The sequence below is a fragment of the Pararhizobium sp. genome (genome assembly GCF_035497515.1).
GTDB lineage: Bacteria > Pseudomonadota > Alphaproteobacteria > Rhizobiales > Rhizobiaceae > Pararhizobium.
In genome coordinates, this window is record NZ_DATJDJ010000110.1 from 46,653 (window position 1) to 62,350 (window position 15,698).

Annotated in this window: 14 protein-coding genes and 1 other RNA gene; 11 read left to right on the forward strand and 4 right to left on the reverse strand. The window is 61.3% G+C overall.

Annotated elements, in window-relative coordinates:
• Positions 1 to 66: 66 nt before the first annotated feature.
• Complete coding sequence (locus VL202_RS11675; protein WP_325464287.1) at positions 67 to 1,416, forward strand: serine hydrolase; 1,350 nt, start codon at positions 67 to 69, stop codon at positions 1,414 to 1,416.
• Between the two features lie 41 nt (positions 1,417 to 1,457).
• Here VL202_RS11675 and VL202_RS11680 read toward each other — a convergent pair whose 3' ends face one another.
• The 4 genes from VL202_RS11680 to VL202_RS11695 form a co-directional block, all read right to left on the reverse strand.
• Positions 1,458 to 2,432, reverse strand: coding sequence for a lytic transglycosylase domain-containing protein (locus VL202_RS11680; RefSeq protein WP_325464288.1), 975 nt, complete (start codon positions 2,430 to 2,432; stop codon positions 1,458 to 1,460).
• 115 nt (positions 2,433 to 2,547) lie between these two features.
• On the reverse strand, positions 2,548 to 3,183 hold the full coding sequence (locus VL202_RS11685; RefSeq protein WP_325464289.1) for a LysE family translocator: 636 nt from the start codon (positions 3,181 to 3,183) through the stop codon (positions 2,548 to 2,550).
• A 101-nt stretch (positions 3,184 to 3,284) separates the two neighbouring features.
• Positions 3,285 to 4,499, reverse strand: a complete 1,215-nt coding sequence (locus VL202_RS11690; RefSeq protein WP_325464290.1) for a pyrophosphate--fructose-6-phosphate 1-phosphotransferase — start codon at positions 4,497 to 4,499, stop codon at positions 3,285 to 3,287.
• An 88-nt stretch (positions 4,500 to 4,587) separates the two neighbouring features.
• Positions 4,588 to 5,463 (reverse strand): DMT family transporter, encoded by an 876-nt coding sequence (locus tag VL202_RS11695; protein WP_325464291.1) that lies wholly within the window; start codon positions 5,461 to 5,463, stop codon positions 4,588 to 4,590.
• A 306-nt stretch (positions 5,464 to 5,769) separates the two neighbouring features.
• On the opposite strand from VL202_RS11695, the gene VL202_RS11700 reads away from it, so the two are divergent.
• From VL202_RS11700 to VL202_RS11745, 10 genes are all read left to right on the forward strand, one after another.
• Positions 5,770 to 6,492 (forward strand): TerB family tellurite resistance protein, encoded by a 723-nt coding sequence (locus VL202_RS11700; RefSeq protein ID WP_414692841.1) that lies wholly within the window; start codon positions 5,770 to 5,772, stop codon positions 6,490 to 6,492.
• Positions 6,489 to 7,253, forward strand: a complete 765-nt coding sequence (locus tag VL202_RS11705; RefSeq protein WP_325464292.1) for an N-acetylmuramoyl-L-alanine amidase — start codon at positions 6,489 to 6,491, stop codon at positions 7,251 to 7,253. Before VL202_RS11700 ends, VL202_RS11705 begins: the two co-directional genes overlap by 4 nt.
• A 229-nt stretch (positions 7,254 to 7,482) precedes the next feature.
• On the forward strand, positions 7,483 to 8,010 hold the full coding sequence (locus VL202_RS11710) for a lytic transglycosylase domain-containing protein (RefSeq protein ID WP_325464293.1): 528 nt from the start codon (positions 7,483 to 7,485) through the stop codon (positions 8,008 to 8,010).
• A gap of 178 nt (positions 8,011 to 8,188) precedes the next feature.
• Positions 8,189 to 8,587: RNase P RNA component class A (rnpB, locus tag VL202_RS11715), an RNA gene on the forward strand.
• A 422-nt stretch (positions 8,588 to 9,009) separates the two neighbouring features.
• A complete protein-coding gene (gene mraZ, locus VL202_RS11720; protein ID WP_325464330.1) occupies positions 9,010 to 9,450 on the forward strand; it encodes a division/cell wall cluster transcriptional repressor MraZ in 441 nt (146 codons plus the stop codon).
• Between the two features lie 14 nt (positions 9,451 to 9,464).
• A complete protein-coding gene (gene rsmH, locus VL202_RS11725) occupies positions 9,465 to 10,490 on the forward strand; it encodes a 16S rRNA (cytosine(1402)-N(4))-methyltransferase RsmH (RefSeq protein WP_325464294.1) in 1,026 nt (341 codons plus the stop codon).
• Between the two features lie 3 nt (positions 10,491 to 10,493).
• Complete coding sequence (ftsL, locus tag VL202_RS11730) at positions 10,494 to 10,901, forward strand: cell division protein FtsL (RefSeq protein WP_325464295.1); 408 nt, start codon at positions 10,494 to 10,496, stop codon at positions 10,899 to 10,901.
• The gene (locus VL202_RS11735; RefSeq protein WP_325464296.1) at positions 10,901 to 12,646 is read left to right on the forward strand and encodes a penicillin-binding protein 2; all 1,746 of its coding nucleotides are present in this window, start codon (positions 10,901 to 10,903) and stop codon (positions 12,644 to 12,646) included. The genes ftsL and VL202_RS11735 overlap by 1 nt, the downstream gene beginning before the upstream one ends.
• Before the next feature lie 64 nt (positions 12,647 to 12,710).
• Positions 12,711 to 14,171 (forward strand): UDP-N-acetylmuramoyl-L-alanyl-D-glutamate--2,6-diaminopimelate ligase, encoded by a 1,461-nt coding sequence (locus tag VL202_RS11740; RefSeq protein ID WP_325464297.1) that lies wholly within the window; start codon positions 12,711 to 12,713, stop codon positions 14,169 to 14,171.
• Between the two features lies 1 nt (position 14,172).
• Positions 14,173 to 15,597: a UDP-N-acetylmuramoylalanyl-D-glutamyl-2,6-diaminopimelate--D-alanyl-D-alanine ligase gene (locus VL202_RS11745; RefSeq protein ID WP_325464298.1), complete on the forward strand. Its 1,425-nt coding sequence runs from the start codon at positions 14,173 to 14,175 to the stop codon at positions 15,595 to 15,597.
• Positions 15,598 to 15,698 lie beyond the last annotated feature (101 nt).

Here is a 15,698-nt window from a genome sequence, read left to right on the forward strand (position 1 = left end):
ATCATTTTATCCTTAAATCGATCACGATTTAAGGAATTATGCAGGAGCGAAGCAGGGACGAGGCGTATGCGCAGAAAATGGTTATGGCTTGCAGGCTCGGTCTCGATCGCCATTGCGGCTGTCGCGGCCTGGCTTGTCGTAATGCCGCCGGAACTGTTGCGCGTCGGCGATGGTTACGCTGCCAAGATCGTCTGCTCCAATGTCTTTGTTGCCGGCCGCGACCCGCAGGTCGTGCTGGCGGACGATGTTCAGGCGCCGGGCCATCCGCTGCTGCGCCTTGTGCGCATTTCCGTGGACGAGACCCGCAAGACCGTGACGGCGCGCATGTTCGGCTTTGCCGCGCCTGGGCATGCCATCTACCGCGAAGGGCTCGGCTGCACCAATGTCACACAGGGGGAGTTCGCCGCATTTCCGGGTAACCGGCAACTCCGCCGTCGTGCGCAACAGGTGGATGATTCCAAGCCCTGGCCGGATGGCAGCGGTACGGCGATCAATCCGGCGGTGCAGACGCTGGTGATGGACAAGCAACTGGCAGGTCCTGGTATGCGCGCCATTCTCGTGATCAAGAACGGCCGTATCCTGGCCGAGACCTATGCCGACGGTTTCAGCAGCACAACGCCACTTCTGGGATGGTCGATGACCAAGTCGGTGACGGCGGCGCTGATCGGCATCCGTGTTCGCGACGGAGAGATGGCGCTCGACCGGACCGAGCTCTTGCCGCAATGGCGCAATGATCCGCGCCACCAGATCACGCTCGCCGACCTGATGGCGATGCAGAGCGGGCTGCAATTCAACGAGGACTATGGTGACGTGACCGACGTCACCCGCATGCTTTACCTCGAAGGCGACATGGCCGATTTCGCCGCGGACAAGTCGCTTGAGGCAAAACCGGGCGAGCGCTTCAACTATTCGAGCGGCACCACGACGATCCTGTCACGGCTCTGGATGGATACGTTCGGCAGCGTCCGCGAAGCCCTGACCTTTCCACGCGCGGCACTCTTCCGGCCGCTCGGGATGACGAGCGCGGTGCTGGAGCCGGATGCACACGGAACCTTCGTCGGTTCTTCCTACATGTATGCAACAGCGCGCGACTGGGGCCGGTTCGGCTTGTTCCTGCTGCAGAACGGCAACTGGAACGGGGAGCAATTGCTGCCGGAGGGTTTCGTCGATTTCATGCGCACGCCGACCAAGGCATCCGAAGGACGCTACGGGGCGGGGCAGGTCTGGACGAAATATGGGAGCGACGGCGGCCCGGCCTTGCCGCCGGATGCCTATTGGATGCAAGGGCATGACGGCCAGACGGTGATGCTGGTGCCGTCTCTCGGGCTCGCGGTCGTCCGCCTCGGGCTGACCCCGTCCCGCAGCGGCTATGACGTGCGCATGCTGGAGGCCAAAATAATAGAGGCGGTCAAGTGACCGCCTCCAGAAGGTAAATCTCTATCGCGAATTCGCCGGGCTTATCGCATACCAAGCGTATCGAGCAGGCCCTTGCGCTTGGCGTGGTAATAGTAGCCGCTGGCATAGAGTTTGACCGCGCCGTCATTCTGGTTGTCGGCCACCATCCAGGCGCCGGCCAGGTACTTCGTCGCATATTTCAGGTTGGTTTCGGCATCGAAGAGGCCTTCAGCCGGACCTTCATAGCCAAGACCCTTGGCGGTGTTGTAGCGGATCTGCATCAGGCCGTAGTTGCCGGCGTGATAGGCGCGGGGATTGTAGGTGCTCTCGCGCTTGACGACGCGGTGAACCAGTTCTTCCGGAATATTGTTGAGCTTGGCGTAATAGGCGATCAGGCGATCGAGTTCCGGGCGGGAGCTTGTCGGCTTCTGGGTGATTCCCAAAGTGTCCGGAATGGACTTCGCCATTGCGATAGCGCTCTGGCCGATCGAGGGTTTCGGCATCGGCACGATCATGCGCTTGGCGACGAGCGTTTCAAGACCGACCGGTTCGCCGGTGTCGAAATCCGATTCCATCGCGGCCATCATCACCATGCCCTGCGGAATCTGCGCGGAGGTTTCGGTCGTCGCCGGCACCAGCGCGTTTGCGGTTTCCGGCATCACGACGGCCGTCGCAGCCTGGACGCTTGCCGATGCCTGCTGCTGCGTGACGAGCGCGTTGGCGGCCGATGGCGTCACTACCGCCGGATTTACGACCATCGCGGTCGCGACCTCGGTCGTCGCCGTTTCGCCGGGTTTCATCATCGCCGTTTCGGCGGCAAGGGCTGCCGCTGTCGCGGTGGCCGCGCCATCGGGTGTCGGCAGGGCGTAAGCCGTCATTTCCGTTCCAGGCTTCGGCAGCGGAGTTACCGTCTGCACCGCCATCAACTGTTCCATCGGCGTCCGCTCGACGCTCGAACAACCGCCAAGCAGTGTCGCCGAGATCAAGGCGCAGGCCGTAACGGCCGGTTTGTTAACGGAAAAAGGGGTTTTTGCCATGCTGTCGCTTTCATGCTGGCAGGCAAATCAATACCTGCAAATCAGCGGTCAAAAACCGCCATGCGCGAAACCTCATTAACCTATAGGGAAAACGATCGCAAGCCGCCGCGGCGTTTCAGGCCGTCGCCCGCCTCAAGCCGGCGGTCAGAAGTCCTGCGCCGATCAGCAGAGTGCCGCCTGTGCGGTTGACGATCGCCTGCACTTTCGGCTTGCGGATGGTTTTTCGCGCGGCTGACGCCATGAGCGCGTAGGTCGTTGCATTGATGGTGGCAAGCACGAGGAATGTCGTCTCGAAAATCAGCATCTGGTTGAACAGCGGGCGGCTGAGATCGAGGAACTGCGGCAGGAAGGCCACGAAGAAAACGATGCTCTTCGGGTTCAGCGCCGTGACGATATAGGTGTGCAGGAAGATTCGCAGGGGCCGTTCGACCGGAGCGGCCATGGTGCCGTCGGCTGATTCCCGCGCGATGGGTGCGCGCCACAACTTGATGCCGAGCCAGATCAGATAGGCGGCGCCGACCCATTTCAGGACGGTGAAGATCGCAGCCGAGGTGGCGAGCAGGGCGCCGAGGCCAAGCATGGAGGCCGTCATGGCGGTGAAATCGCCGAGCGCCACGCCAGCGACCGTGGCGCCAGCCGTCTTGCGGCCATGGCCGAGCGCATACGAGATGACGAGCAGGATGGTTGGGCCGGGGATCGCCAGCATGATCGCGGATGCGGCGGCGAAAGCCAGCCAGTGTTCGATCGACATGAAAAGGGCTCCGTTTGAACGTGGTCCGATCGAGGAAGCCATGCGCAAACGGAGCCGTCAAGTATGATTCCCCGAAGGGAATTCAGGGGTTCCCGGAGGAATCAGTGGGCGTTCTTCCACTTCTGACCGATGACGTCCATCACATCGCCGAACCACTTGACCGAGGTGTCGAAGCGCTTGCCGCCCTTGATGCGCGGGAATTCGATCGTGCGGAGTTTGCCGTTCTGGTCTTCGTCATGGCCGGTCACGCCGGAGATCTTGTTGAGCGCGCTTTCGACTGCGAGATCGACCATGCCCTGGATCAACCGCAGGTCATCGACATTGGCGGGAGCCGAGCGCGCATAGTAGCCGGACTTCTGCACCAACGAGCGTTCGGCGCCGAGAAGGGCGGCGAACTGCCTGGAGAACCAGCCGCCGACATTGATCGTGTCGATCTTCACATGGCCGAAGGCATCGCGCTTGACGGCTTCGCCGGCTGCTTCGCGTTCGGCGACGACGGCGTCGAGGCAGGCGCCTTCCGAGATGAACAGGGTGACGAAGCCGTTGTTGTCCATCGTCTCGCGCAAGCGGGCTGCTTCCGCTTCTAGATCGAACGCGGTCTCTGGCAGGTAGAGGCCATCGATATTCTTCATCTGGCGGTTCATCATGAAGCCATCGACGAATTCCCGGTCGTCGACATGCTGGATATAGGCACGGGCGGTGGCGGCAGTCAGCCAGCCGCAATGACGGCCCATGACTTCATGCACGATCAGCGTGCGCGGTGCGGCGCTCTGCTCGTTGCTGACATTGTCGAAGAATTTTGCGCCATATTCGGCGGCCGTCCATGCGCCAAGCGACTGGCGGATCGGCACGACATCGTTATCGACCGTCTTCGGCAGGCCGACCACGGTGAGGTCGTAGCCATTGGCGCCCAGATAGGCGGCGAGATCGGCCGCGGTCGTGTTGGTGTCGTCGCCACCGATCGTGTGCAGGATGGTGATGCCATCGGCCGCCAGCCGTTCGGCGGCGACCCGCAACGGGTTCTGGCCTTCCTTGACGAGGCCACGCTTCACGCAGTCGGCGGTGTTGGTGAGCTTGACGCGGCTGTTGCCGATCGGCGAGCCGCCGTGGCGATGCAGGACATGCGCCTTTTCGCGCATGTCGCGGGTGATTTCGATTCGGTCGGCGAGCAGCAGGCCCTGATAGCCGGAGCGATAGGCGACCAGTTCGATGTCAGGAGCGATATCCGTATAGCGCTCGATCAGGCCGCCGACAGCGGAAGACAGGCAGGGCGCAAGCCCGCCTGCGGTCAGCATTGCAACTTTCTGTTTGGCCATGGTTCCTCCTCGGGGGTATCGGTGGGATCGTTCGGCGTTGTCTATCGCAAAACCCATGGAAGTTAAATGACATACAGAGGAGTATGCGTCAGGCGATGCGCGCCTTCCTGCCTAACCAGACGATGAGGGCGACGGCCACCGCGAAGCCGATCGTCGCGGGGCTGATCGCTTCGCCGACGAGCATGGCGGAGACGGCGAGCGTGACGAAGGATTGCAGCAACTGCACCTGCGCGACGCGGGCGATCCCGCCAAGCGCAAGGCCTGCATTCCAGAAGACGAAACCGCCGAACATCGACATCAGGCCAAGATAGGCAAGCGCGCCCAGTTCGCCGTGGGTCGGGGCATGGACGCCGCTATCCATCACCAGAAGGGTTGCGATTACCGATATCGGCGAGGTGATGACCAATGACCAGGAAATCACCTCCCAGCCGGGAAGGGTGCGCGACACCTTGGCCGACAGGACATAGCCGAGCGAGGCCGTGACGGCGGCGAGGAACAGCCAGAGATCGCCTGCCTGTAGCTGGAAGCCGCTGTCGCGGATGGAGAAGAGGGCGACGAGCGCCGCGCCCGCCAGGCCGTATGCCCAGAAGGCCGGCCCCGGTCGTTCGCCATCGACGATGGCGGCGAAGATCGAGGTCAGGAGTGGCAGGATGCCGAGGATGACACCGCCATGGCTTGCGGGAATGGTCTGCATCGCCGTGGCGGAAAAGATCGGAAAGCCATAGACCACGCAGATGCCGGCGCCGAGCAGCATGCCGCCCTGTCCCTTTGGCCAGCGCTTGCGCAACAGGATGAGTGTCAGCCCGGCAGCCACCGAAGCAATGACGGCGCGACCGAAGGTGATGAAGAAGGGGGAGAAGCCGCCAAGCGCGATATGCGTCATCGGCAGCGTCGCACCGAAGATGGTGACGCCGATCAGTCCGAGCACCATGCCCATGGCCTGCGGATGTGTGGAAATGCGCATGGGGGCTCCGGAGGCGGATGTTAAGGACAGATAAGTTGCGGTCGCATCCGGAACCGTTTCCCGTCAAATTCATTTGCCTTATTGGACGATCACTGGCATGAATGCGCAGATAATGAGGTGCCATCACAAATTCGTCATTTGACCCTCAAGTTTCGGATTGCTGCCTTGCAATAGGTCCTGAATTCTGGTCATGCTGGAGACCAGCAGGTTGCATTTTCACAAGACGATGCGGCCTTCGGCCAGACTGGTCTATCCGCCCGGGCATGCGGCCCTTGCGGCTCGCCTCAATTTTTTTACGAAGAGACCATGGGAAAGCACGTAGCCATATCGCTTTGGGACAGCATCCTCAGCATCGTCAACGCGACGGGCAACGCGCTCGCCGGCGTGGTCGAGGCGATCCGGACACTGTTCGAGGGGGATCCTGAAACCCGCCGCAAGGTGGCGTTTTCCGTTGCCATGATCGCCCTGTCGGCCAAGATGGCAAAAGCCGACGGCATCGTCACCGAAACCGAGGTCTCCGCTTTCCGCGATATCTTCAAGTTTCCCGACGACCAGGCGCAGAACGTCGCGCGGCTGTACAATCTGGCCCGCCAGGATGTTGCCGGTTATGAAGCCTATGCCGAACGCCTGGCGTCGCTTTGCGTTTCCTGCGAGCAGAACTGCCCCGTGCTGGAAGACATCATCGACGGTCTGTTCCATATTGCCAAGTCCGATGGCGCCGTGCACGAAAAGGAACTGTCCTTCCTGATGCGCGTCGCGGAAATTTTCCAGATCAAGGAAGAGCGTTTCCAGGAAATCATGGCCCGGCACGTCCATGCCGGCAGCGACCCCTACAAGATTCTTGGCGTTTCGCCGAAGGACGATTTTTCGCTCATCCGCAAGCGCTACCGTGTGCTGGTCTCGGAAAACCATCCCGACATGCTGGTTGCCCGCGGAGTTCCGGAAGAACTTCACGCGCTTGCCAATGACCGCATGGCCGCGCTGAATGCCGCCTATGAGGCCATCGAGAAAGAACGCCGCGCCGCATGATGGACTTCGCCTGCGACTACCCCGCCGCGCGTGTCGTGCCGTCGCCCAATCAGGGAGAGCGGATCGGCGTCCAGGCACCGGACATGATCATTCTTCATTACACCGGCATGGAGACGGCGGCGGCCGCGCTCGATTGGCTGTGTCGTGAGGAGAGCCAGGTTTCCAGCCATTACTTCGTCCACGAGGACGGTCGCGTCGATCAGTTGGTGGCCGAGGATCGCCGCGCCTGGCACGCGGGCAAGAGCAACTGGAAGGGCGAGGCCGACATCAATTCCCGGTCGATCGGCATCGAAATCGCCAATGCCGGCCATCCCGGCGGGCTGCCGGATTTCCCGCCGGCACAAATCGCTGCGGTCGTTGAACTGTGTCGAAACTGTGGCGAACGGTGGTCGATCGCCCCTGAGCGGGTGCTTGCGCACAGCGATGTCGCGCCTATTCGCAAGGTGGATCCGGGCGAAAAATTCCCTTGGGCGACGCTCCATGCCGGCGGGGTAGGGCACTGGGTTGCACCGGCCCCGATCGGCGGCGGCCGGTTTTTCCAGCGTGGCGATCAGGGCCAGCCCGTCGAGGCGGTACAGACCATGCTGTCGCTCTACGGCTACGGAATTGAAGTCACAGGCGTTTTTTGCGAGAAGACGGAAGGTGCTGTGGCCGCGTTCCAGCGGCATTTCCGCCCCGCCCAGGTCGACGGGATCGCCGATATTTCAACGCTCGATACGCTGCACCGGCTTCTGTCCGCGCTGCCGGATTTCAGCCTTTGAACGACCGCCGGAAACATGTTTCCGGCGACCCCGTTTTCGAGATGTCTCACTAATTTTGCGCGTTGCCACATCATCACCATGATGCGTGGGTCTTTTGCGGCCATACCAAACCGCAGGTGATTTGCACGGCTTCGGCCTTCTCCTGTTGATGATGAGAATCGGGACGTTAGACGGCAGGACGGGGTGCGTCCTCAACGTCATCGGCCCGGAATCGGAGACTTCAATTCATATGAGACTATCGAAACTTGCTGCGGCCGCGGCATGCTTCTGCATGCTGTTTTCCGGGGTTGAAACTTCCTATGCCGGGGGCAAGGACAAGACCATCACATCGGCCATTCCGTCCGCGACCAGAACGACGGGTTATCCGGTTCCGGATGTTTCCTTCAAGCATTCGGTCTATGCGGGACTGATCCAGACCTATGCCAAGCAGTACGGCGTGCCGGTCGATCTCGCCCATGCGGTCATCAAGGTAGAAAGCAATTTCAATCCGAAGGCGCGCGGCAGCGCCGGTGAGGTCGGCCTGATGCAGATCAAGCCCGCCACAGCCCGGATGATGGGCTATTCCGGCGGCAAGCGCGGCCTGTTCGATCCCGAAACCAATATCAAGTTCGGCATGAAATATCTGGCCGCGGCACACGAACTGTCCGGCGGATCTACCTGTGGAACGATCCTGCGCTACAATGCCGGTCATGGCGCCAAGAGGATGAACCCGGTGTCGCGCCGCTATTGCGGCAAGGTGCAGTCCATCCTCAACTGAGACGGACGATGCCGGCCTGGTCCGGCATTTCTCCGTTGCGACGGCCAGCCGCGCGGCGCCATGATATCCGGGTTGCCGATATGGATTTCGCGGTCTGCTACCGGTAACGGATCATATCCCTGAACCTTTTTGCTTTTGGTGCTGGCAATTGGCCGGAGGCTCGGCTATGCACCGCCTGCCAGTTGGCCGGGCAGCCGCGCTCCGCTAGGACCGAAAGGTTGCGGGGGGAGGAAAGTCCGGGCTCCACGGAAAAACGGTGCCGGATAACGTCCGGCGGGGGCGACCCCAGGGAAAGTGCCACAGAGAGAATACCGCCTGCGTCCGCGCAGGTAAGGGTGAAAGGGTGGGGTAAGAGCCCACCGCGCGCATGGCAACATGGGCGGCAAGGCAAACCCCACCGGGAGCAAGACCGAATAGGGATGACGCGGTTCGCGCAAGCGCACCGGCCTTTTCCGGGCCAGTCATCCGGGTGGGTTGCAGGAGGCAACGCGCAAGCGTTGTCCCAGATGAATGGCTGCCACGTTCCGGCTTTCGGGCCGGTGCCATACAGAACCCGGCTTACAGGCCAACTGGCACATTTCCTCTTTTTTTCATCAATGGTCAGGCGTTTTCGCAAATCGCGTATCCGCTTGAATGACTGCTTTTTTTAGATTTTACTAAATTTAAATTAGTCATTTTTGGGTGCCGGGATTCGGATGTAAATCCAAGGTGTTGACAGTCCAATCGTAACCATTTGTTAAACTTAACAGACTATCAATATTTGCTCGACACGCATGCCGAAATAGAGCAAATCCCATTGACGCCCATATGGTCCCATGCTATCCCAATCATGCACTGTACAAGGGCTGATTAAGGCCCATTCACCGCAAGCTTCGGGATCGCCCTGCCAGGGGTTTTCGCGCGGACATGTCGTTCGTCGTTGGAGTGCTGTGTATTGTTTTGAGGGTGCTTGCGGGCTGTTGGGGTTGGTATGTCTACCAGAAACGGCTGTATTGCGTCATGAACCGCTTCTTATCGCATGCGACAAACCGGATCGATGCGAAGGGGCGGGTTTCTGTTCCTTCGATGTTTCGCTCGGTTCTGTCTGCGCTCGATATTCGGGAGCTTTATTGCTTTCAGGATTTTGTTTTTCCGGCTATCAGCGCCGGCGGTCCGGACCTTCTGGATCGTTTCGAAAGGCAAATCAGCGGCGAGGACCCCTTTTCGCCGCAAGCCAATCAGATGTCGCTCCTTGTTCATGGGGGCGGGGTCTTCATGAAGCTCGATCAGGAAGGCCGGCTGATGGTCACGGATTTCATCCGCGATTTCACCGGGATTACCACGGAGGTCACTTTCGTGGGGCGGGCGGATCATTTTCAGTTGTGGGCGCCGCAGGTGTTTATCGAGACTCAGGCGGCGGCACGGGAAGAGCGCAGGTTGCGAGGTCTGCGTTCGGACTAGAGTGGAGAAACGGAATGATGGCGGATCAAGGCGGAGGTTCTACTGATGCCGATGGCGGACCGGTCCGCCACATTCCGGTTCTTCTCCCCGAGGTTTTGGCGAGCCTCGACCTTCAGCCCGGCAAGGTCATCCTCGATGGTACGTTCGGAGCTGGCGGTTATACGTCGGCGATCCTGGCGGCCGGCGCCGATGTCATCGCGCTTGATCGGGATCCGGCGGCCATTGTCGGTGGTCAGTCTCTGGTCGAGGTAAGCGACGGCCATCTCAGGCTGGTGCATTCCCGTTTTTCCGATCTGGCCCAGCATGCTCCCGAGGACGGCCTGGACGGTGTCGTGCTCGATATCGGCGTCTCCTCGATGCAGATCGACGAGGCGGATCGCGGCTTTTCCTTTCAGCGCAAGGGGCCGCTCGACATGCGCATGTCGTCCGATGGTGTTTCGGCGGCTGATGTCGTCAACCGTGCCAAGGTTTCGGATCTCACGCGAATCTTCGGTTTCCTCGGCGAGGAGCCGCAGTCCGGCCGTATCGCCCGCGCCATCGAAAAGCGCCGCCTCGAGGAGCCCTTCGTCACCACGCGTGACCTGGCCGGTCTGATCGAAGTCGTCACGCCGCGCAAGGCCAAGGACAAGATTCATCCCGCCACCCGCGTCTTCCAGGCGCTTCGGATCTTCGTAAATGATGAGCTCGGCGAGCTTGCGCGCGCTTTGTTTGCAGCCGAGCAGGTGTTGAAGCCCGGCGGCCGTCTGACTGTCGTCACCTTCCATTCGCTGGAAGACCGGATCGTCAAGAAATTCTTTCAGGATCGCGCCGGCAAGGCATCCGGTTCCCGTCATCTTCCGCTGGCGCATGAACGCGCGGCAACTTTCGCACCAGTTGGGAAGTCCATGGTGGCGGCCAGTGAAGATGAAGCGTCCCGCAATCCGCGTGCCCGATCCGCCAAAATGCGGGTGGGTAGCCGGACCAATGCCCCGCCCGAGGCAGATGATCTGTCCATATTCGATTTGCCCAACCTTGCGAGCCTTGGAAAGATGGGGAGCTGAGACATGTTGCGTACTTTGGACATCGTCCTGATCGTCGTCATGACCGCCGCCGCGACGGTCACCTATACGATCAAGCACCAGGCCGAGAACAAGCTGGAAGAAGTCCGCAAGCTGGAAGCCGGGATCAAGCTCGAGGAAGACACGATCGACCTCCTGCGCGCCGACTGGGCGCTGCTGACGCAGCCGAACCGTCTGGAGAAACTGGTCGGGCTCTATCAGCAGGACCTGCAACTCGCCCCGACCGCCTCGACCCAGATCGCCCAGCCGCAGGAATTGCCGATGCTGCGGTCCGAGCTTCCGCCGCCGGCGGATGTGCTGGAGGCCATGGGCATGGGAAAGGGCAAGTCGAAGAAGCCGGTGGTCAAGGCCGACGATACCGATGATGTGGAAACGGGTTCGGTGGCGCGCTGATGTCTTTTCTGTCTCGTATCATGATCGTCAAGAGCAAGGCGCATTTCTCCGCCGGCGGCAACAATCATCCCGGCGACATGGCGCGCCCCTTTGAGGGCACGCGCAAGCGCAACAACAATCAGGCGAGAAGCCGCGTCGCGATCGTCATCGCCAGCTTCACCGCCGTCTACTGCGTGATCGGCGGGCGTCTCGTGCAATATGGCCTGGCGCAGCCGGAAACCGTTTCCAGCATTGGCCGCGGCGATAATCTGATGGCCTCGCGCCCGGATATTCTTGACCGCAACGGCGAAATCCTGGCAACCGACATCCGCACGGTCTCGCTCTATGCCGAGCCGCACAAGATCGTCGATGCGGATGACGCCGTCGAGCAACTCGCGACCGTCCTGCCCAATCTCAATGTCGCCGACATCTATAACAAGCTGAAATCGCAATCGCGGTTCCAGTGGCTGCGCCGCCAGCTGACCCCGAAGCAGCAGAGCGAAATTCTCGCGCTCGGTATTCCCGGCATCGGCTTCCGTCCGGAAAAGCGCCGCTTCTATCCCGGCGGCGCGACCGCCTCGCATATCGTCGGCCATGTCAATGTCGACAACCGCGGCATTGCCGGTATGGAGCGCTATATCGACAGCCAGGGGTTGGCCGATCTCGCCGCCATCGGCATGACCAGCAATGCCAAGCTCGAGCCCGTCAAGCTGTCGATCGACCTGCGCGTCCAGAACATCATGCGCGATGTCGTGGTCGATGCCATGGGCAAGTTCAAGTCGCTGGCCGCCGGTGGCGTGGTGATGGATGTCAAGACCGGCGAAGTCCTCGCCATGGTCTCCTATCCGGACTACGACCCGAACAAGCCGGCCGATGGCGCCAAGGAAGGCTGGATGAACCGCATGTCGAACGGCACGTTCGAGATGGGCTCCACGTTCAAGTCATTCACAACCGCAATGGCGATCGATTCAGGCAAGGTGAAGCTCACCGACAGTTTCGACGCGCGTTTTCCGATCCGCATTGGCGGCTTCACCATCAAGGATTTCCACGGAAAGAACAGGGTTCTGACCGTTCCGGAAATCTTTCAGTATTCTTCCAATATCGGCACGGCCAAGATGGCCGACGTCGTCGGCATCGCCGGGCACAAGGAATTCCTGACCCGGATAGGCCTGCTCACCAGAATGCAGACCGAACTGCCCGAAGTGAAAATGCCGAGCCAGCCGCGCGAGTGGAAAAAGATCAACTCGATCACCATTTCCTTCGGTCACGGTGTCTCCACGACACCCTTGCAGACGGCGGTGGCCGGTGCCGCGCTTATAAATGGCGGCAACCTGATCGAGCCGACCTTCCTGCCGCGCACGGCGGAGCAGGCGGAGGCCGCTTCGACGAGGGTCATCAAGAAATCGACCAGCGACGACATGCGCTACCTGTTCCGCTGGAATGGCGTCAACGGCTCCGGCCGGAATGCGCGTGTGCCGGGCTACAATGTCGGCGGCAAGACCGGGACGGCCGACAAGGTCGTCAACGGACGGTATTCGAGCTCCGCCAACTTCAACGCCTTCCTCGCCGGCTTCCCGATCGACAATCCGCGTTACGTGGTCCTGACCTTCATCGACGAGCCGAAGACCGACAAGGGCAATGGCGCGGCGCTGGCCGGCAACACGGCGGCCCCGATGGTCCGCGACATCATCAGCCGTTCGGCGCCACTCTTGGGTATCGAGCCGAAGTTTGGCGAGGACGGTTCTGCCTTGCTTGTGTCTTATTGACCATGGAATGACAATCAGGAGGATTCGCCGCCCGGCGCATCGGTTTGTTTTGAAAAGTGCTTCGATGAAGATCCAGGACCTGATCGGGAAAGATTTCCCCGAAATTGCCGCGCAGCTGAGCCTTGAAGCCGGCAATATCGATATTGTCGCGATTACCGCCGATAGCCGGCAGGTTGTTCCGGGGGCGCTGTTCGTGGCGCTTTCAGGCACCAGGGCCGACGGCAACGTCTTCATCGCCGATGCGATCGGGCGCGGGGCTGCGGCCGTTATCGCCGCTTCAAAACCTCTCGGCGAAACGGCGGTGCCTGTTCTGGTTGTCACGGCTCCACGCAGGGTTCTCGCCCTGGCCGCCGCCAATTTTTACGGCGCCCAGCCGCACACCATGGTGGCCGTCACCGGAACGGCCGGCAAGACTTCGGTTGCGTCGTTTACCCGGCAGATCTGGGCTCATGCGGGTTTCGCAGCCGCCATGATCGGCACGACCGGCGTCATTGCTCCCCGCCGCAACGATTACGGATCGCTGACGACCCCCGATCCGGTGTCGCTGCACAAGCTTCTCGCCGAACTGGCCGATGCCGGCGTCACCCACGCGGCGATGGAAGCATCGAGCCACGGGCTTGACCAGAACCGGCTCGATGGGGTTCGCCTCGCGGCCGCCGGCTTCACCAATCTCGGCCGTGACCATATGGATTATCACGCGACCCTCGAGGAGTATATGGCGGCCAAGATGCGGCTGTTCGATGGCGTCCTGCCGAAGGGCTCGCCGGCGGTGATCTTCGCTGATGATGCCTGGTCGGGCCAGGCGATCGTTGCCGCCGAGGCCGCCGGGCAGGAAGTTTTGACCGTCGGCCGCAAGGGCGACTATCTCACCCTGAAGCGCGTCGAACATTTTCGTCACAAGCAGGTCGCCGAAATCCATGTCGGAGACGCGATCTTCGAGGTTCATTTGCCTTTGGCGGGCGATTTCCAGATTTCCAACGCTTTGGTCGCGGCAGGCCTTGCCATGTCGACCGGCGTCAGCGCCAAGGCGACGATGGCGGCCCTGGAAAAGCTTCAGGGTGCTTCCGGCCGTCTCGAACTGGTCGGCCACACCAAGGATGGCGCACTTGCCTATGTCGATTACGCGCACAAGCCGGACGCGCTGGAAAACGTGCTGACCTCCGTCCGTCCCTTCACCACAGGCCGCATCATTGTGGTCTTCGGTTGTGGCGGCGATCGTGACAAGGGCAAGCGCCCGATCATGGGCGAGATTGCCGCAAGGCTCGCCGATGTCGTAATCGTCACCGACGACAATCCGCGTTCGGAGGTTCCTTCCACCATTCGCAGCGAGATCATGGCCGCCGCCAAGGGTGCGACCGAAATCGGCGACCGCGCCGAGGCGATCAAGACTGCCGTCGACATGCTGAAATCCGGCGACACGCTGATCGTTGCCGGCAAGGGGCATGAGGAAGGCCAGACGGTCGGCTCCGTCACGTTGCCGTTCTCCGACCATGCCGAACTGCGCAAAGCATTGGGAGGGCATTGATTTGAGCTTTCTCTGGACAACCAGCGACATGATGGCGGCCATGCATGGGCGGCCGATGGGCAATCTCCCCGAAGGCATTACCGGCATTTCCATCGACAGCCGTTCACTCGGCAATGGTGAGGCCTTCTTCGCCATCAAGGGCGACCGCGTCGATGGGCATGATTATGCCGGTGTGGCCATGGCGAATGGCGCGGCCTTGCTGGTCGTCAGCGAAGCCAAGCTCCCGGCGCTCGGACGCCTGAATGCGCCGATGATCGTCGTCGATGACGTGCTCGACGCTATGGTGCGTCTCGGTTGCGCGGCGCGCGACCGCAGTGCCGCCAAGATCATCGCCGTCACTGGTTCGGTCGGCAAGACGACCACCAAGGAGATGCTGCGCCATGTGCTGGAGCCGTCGGGCCGGGTACACGCCTCCGTCGCGTCCTTCAACAATCACTGGGGCGTACCGCTGACGCTGTCGCGCATGCCGGAAACGACCGATTTCGGCATTTTCGAAATCGGCATGAACCATGCGGACGAAATCCGGCCGCTGGTCCAGATGGTCCGGCCGCATGTGGCCATCATCACCACCATTGCCGCCGCCCATCTTGGCAATTTCAAGGATCTCGGCGAGATCGCCGCCGCCAAGGCGGAGATCATGGAAGGCCTCGTCGATGACGGCCACCTGATCCTCAATCGCGACAACGACCAGTTCGACATTTTGGAAAAGGCCGCCGTCTCGCAGGGCGTGGCCCATGTACACAGCTTCGGCAGCAGCGCCAAGGCCGATTTTCGCATGGTCGAGTTCACCGGCGGCTCCGAAGGGGCGGTCCTCTGGGCTGTTATCGACGGCAAGACGCTGGAAATCCAGCTGGGTGCGCCGGGCCGCCACATCGCCGACAATGCGCTGGCCGTGATCGGCGCTGCCAGCCTGGTCGGCGCGGACATGGACGCGGCGCTTGCGGCCCTGGAGACATTGCAGCCGGAAAAAGGCCGCGGCGCACGCCATCGCCTGTCGATCGGCTCCGGCTCGTTCACGCTGATCGATGAAAGTTACAACGCCAATCCGGCGTCGATGCGGGCGGCGATCGCGCTTTTGCGGGATGCTGAGGTGTCCGGTGAGGGGCGCCGGATCGCCGTGCTTGGCGACATGCTGGAAATGGGTGAATTTGCCGGACGCATTCACGCGGAACTGTCGGTCCCGCTGGTCGAGGCCGGGATCCGCGACGTCTGGCTCGCTGGACCGGAAATGGCGCATCTGCGCGATGCGCTGCCTGCGGATATTCACATCGAGTATCGCGAAACGGTCGATGACCTGAAGGACGTCGCGCTCTCCTCCGTCGCGGCAGGGGACGTGGTGATGATCAAGTCGTCGAAGGGAACGGGCTGCGGCAGGATCGTCTCGGCGCTACTGGATGCACATCCGGTGTTTTCCGGGGCGGCGTAAGCCGAATAAAGGCAGGACAAGGCTTTGAAGGTCGATGTTCGATGCTAACACTTTTGATACTACGCAGCTATTCTTTCATTCGGTGATTCTGATGAATGGAA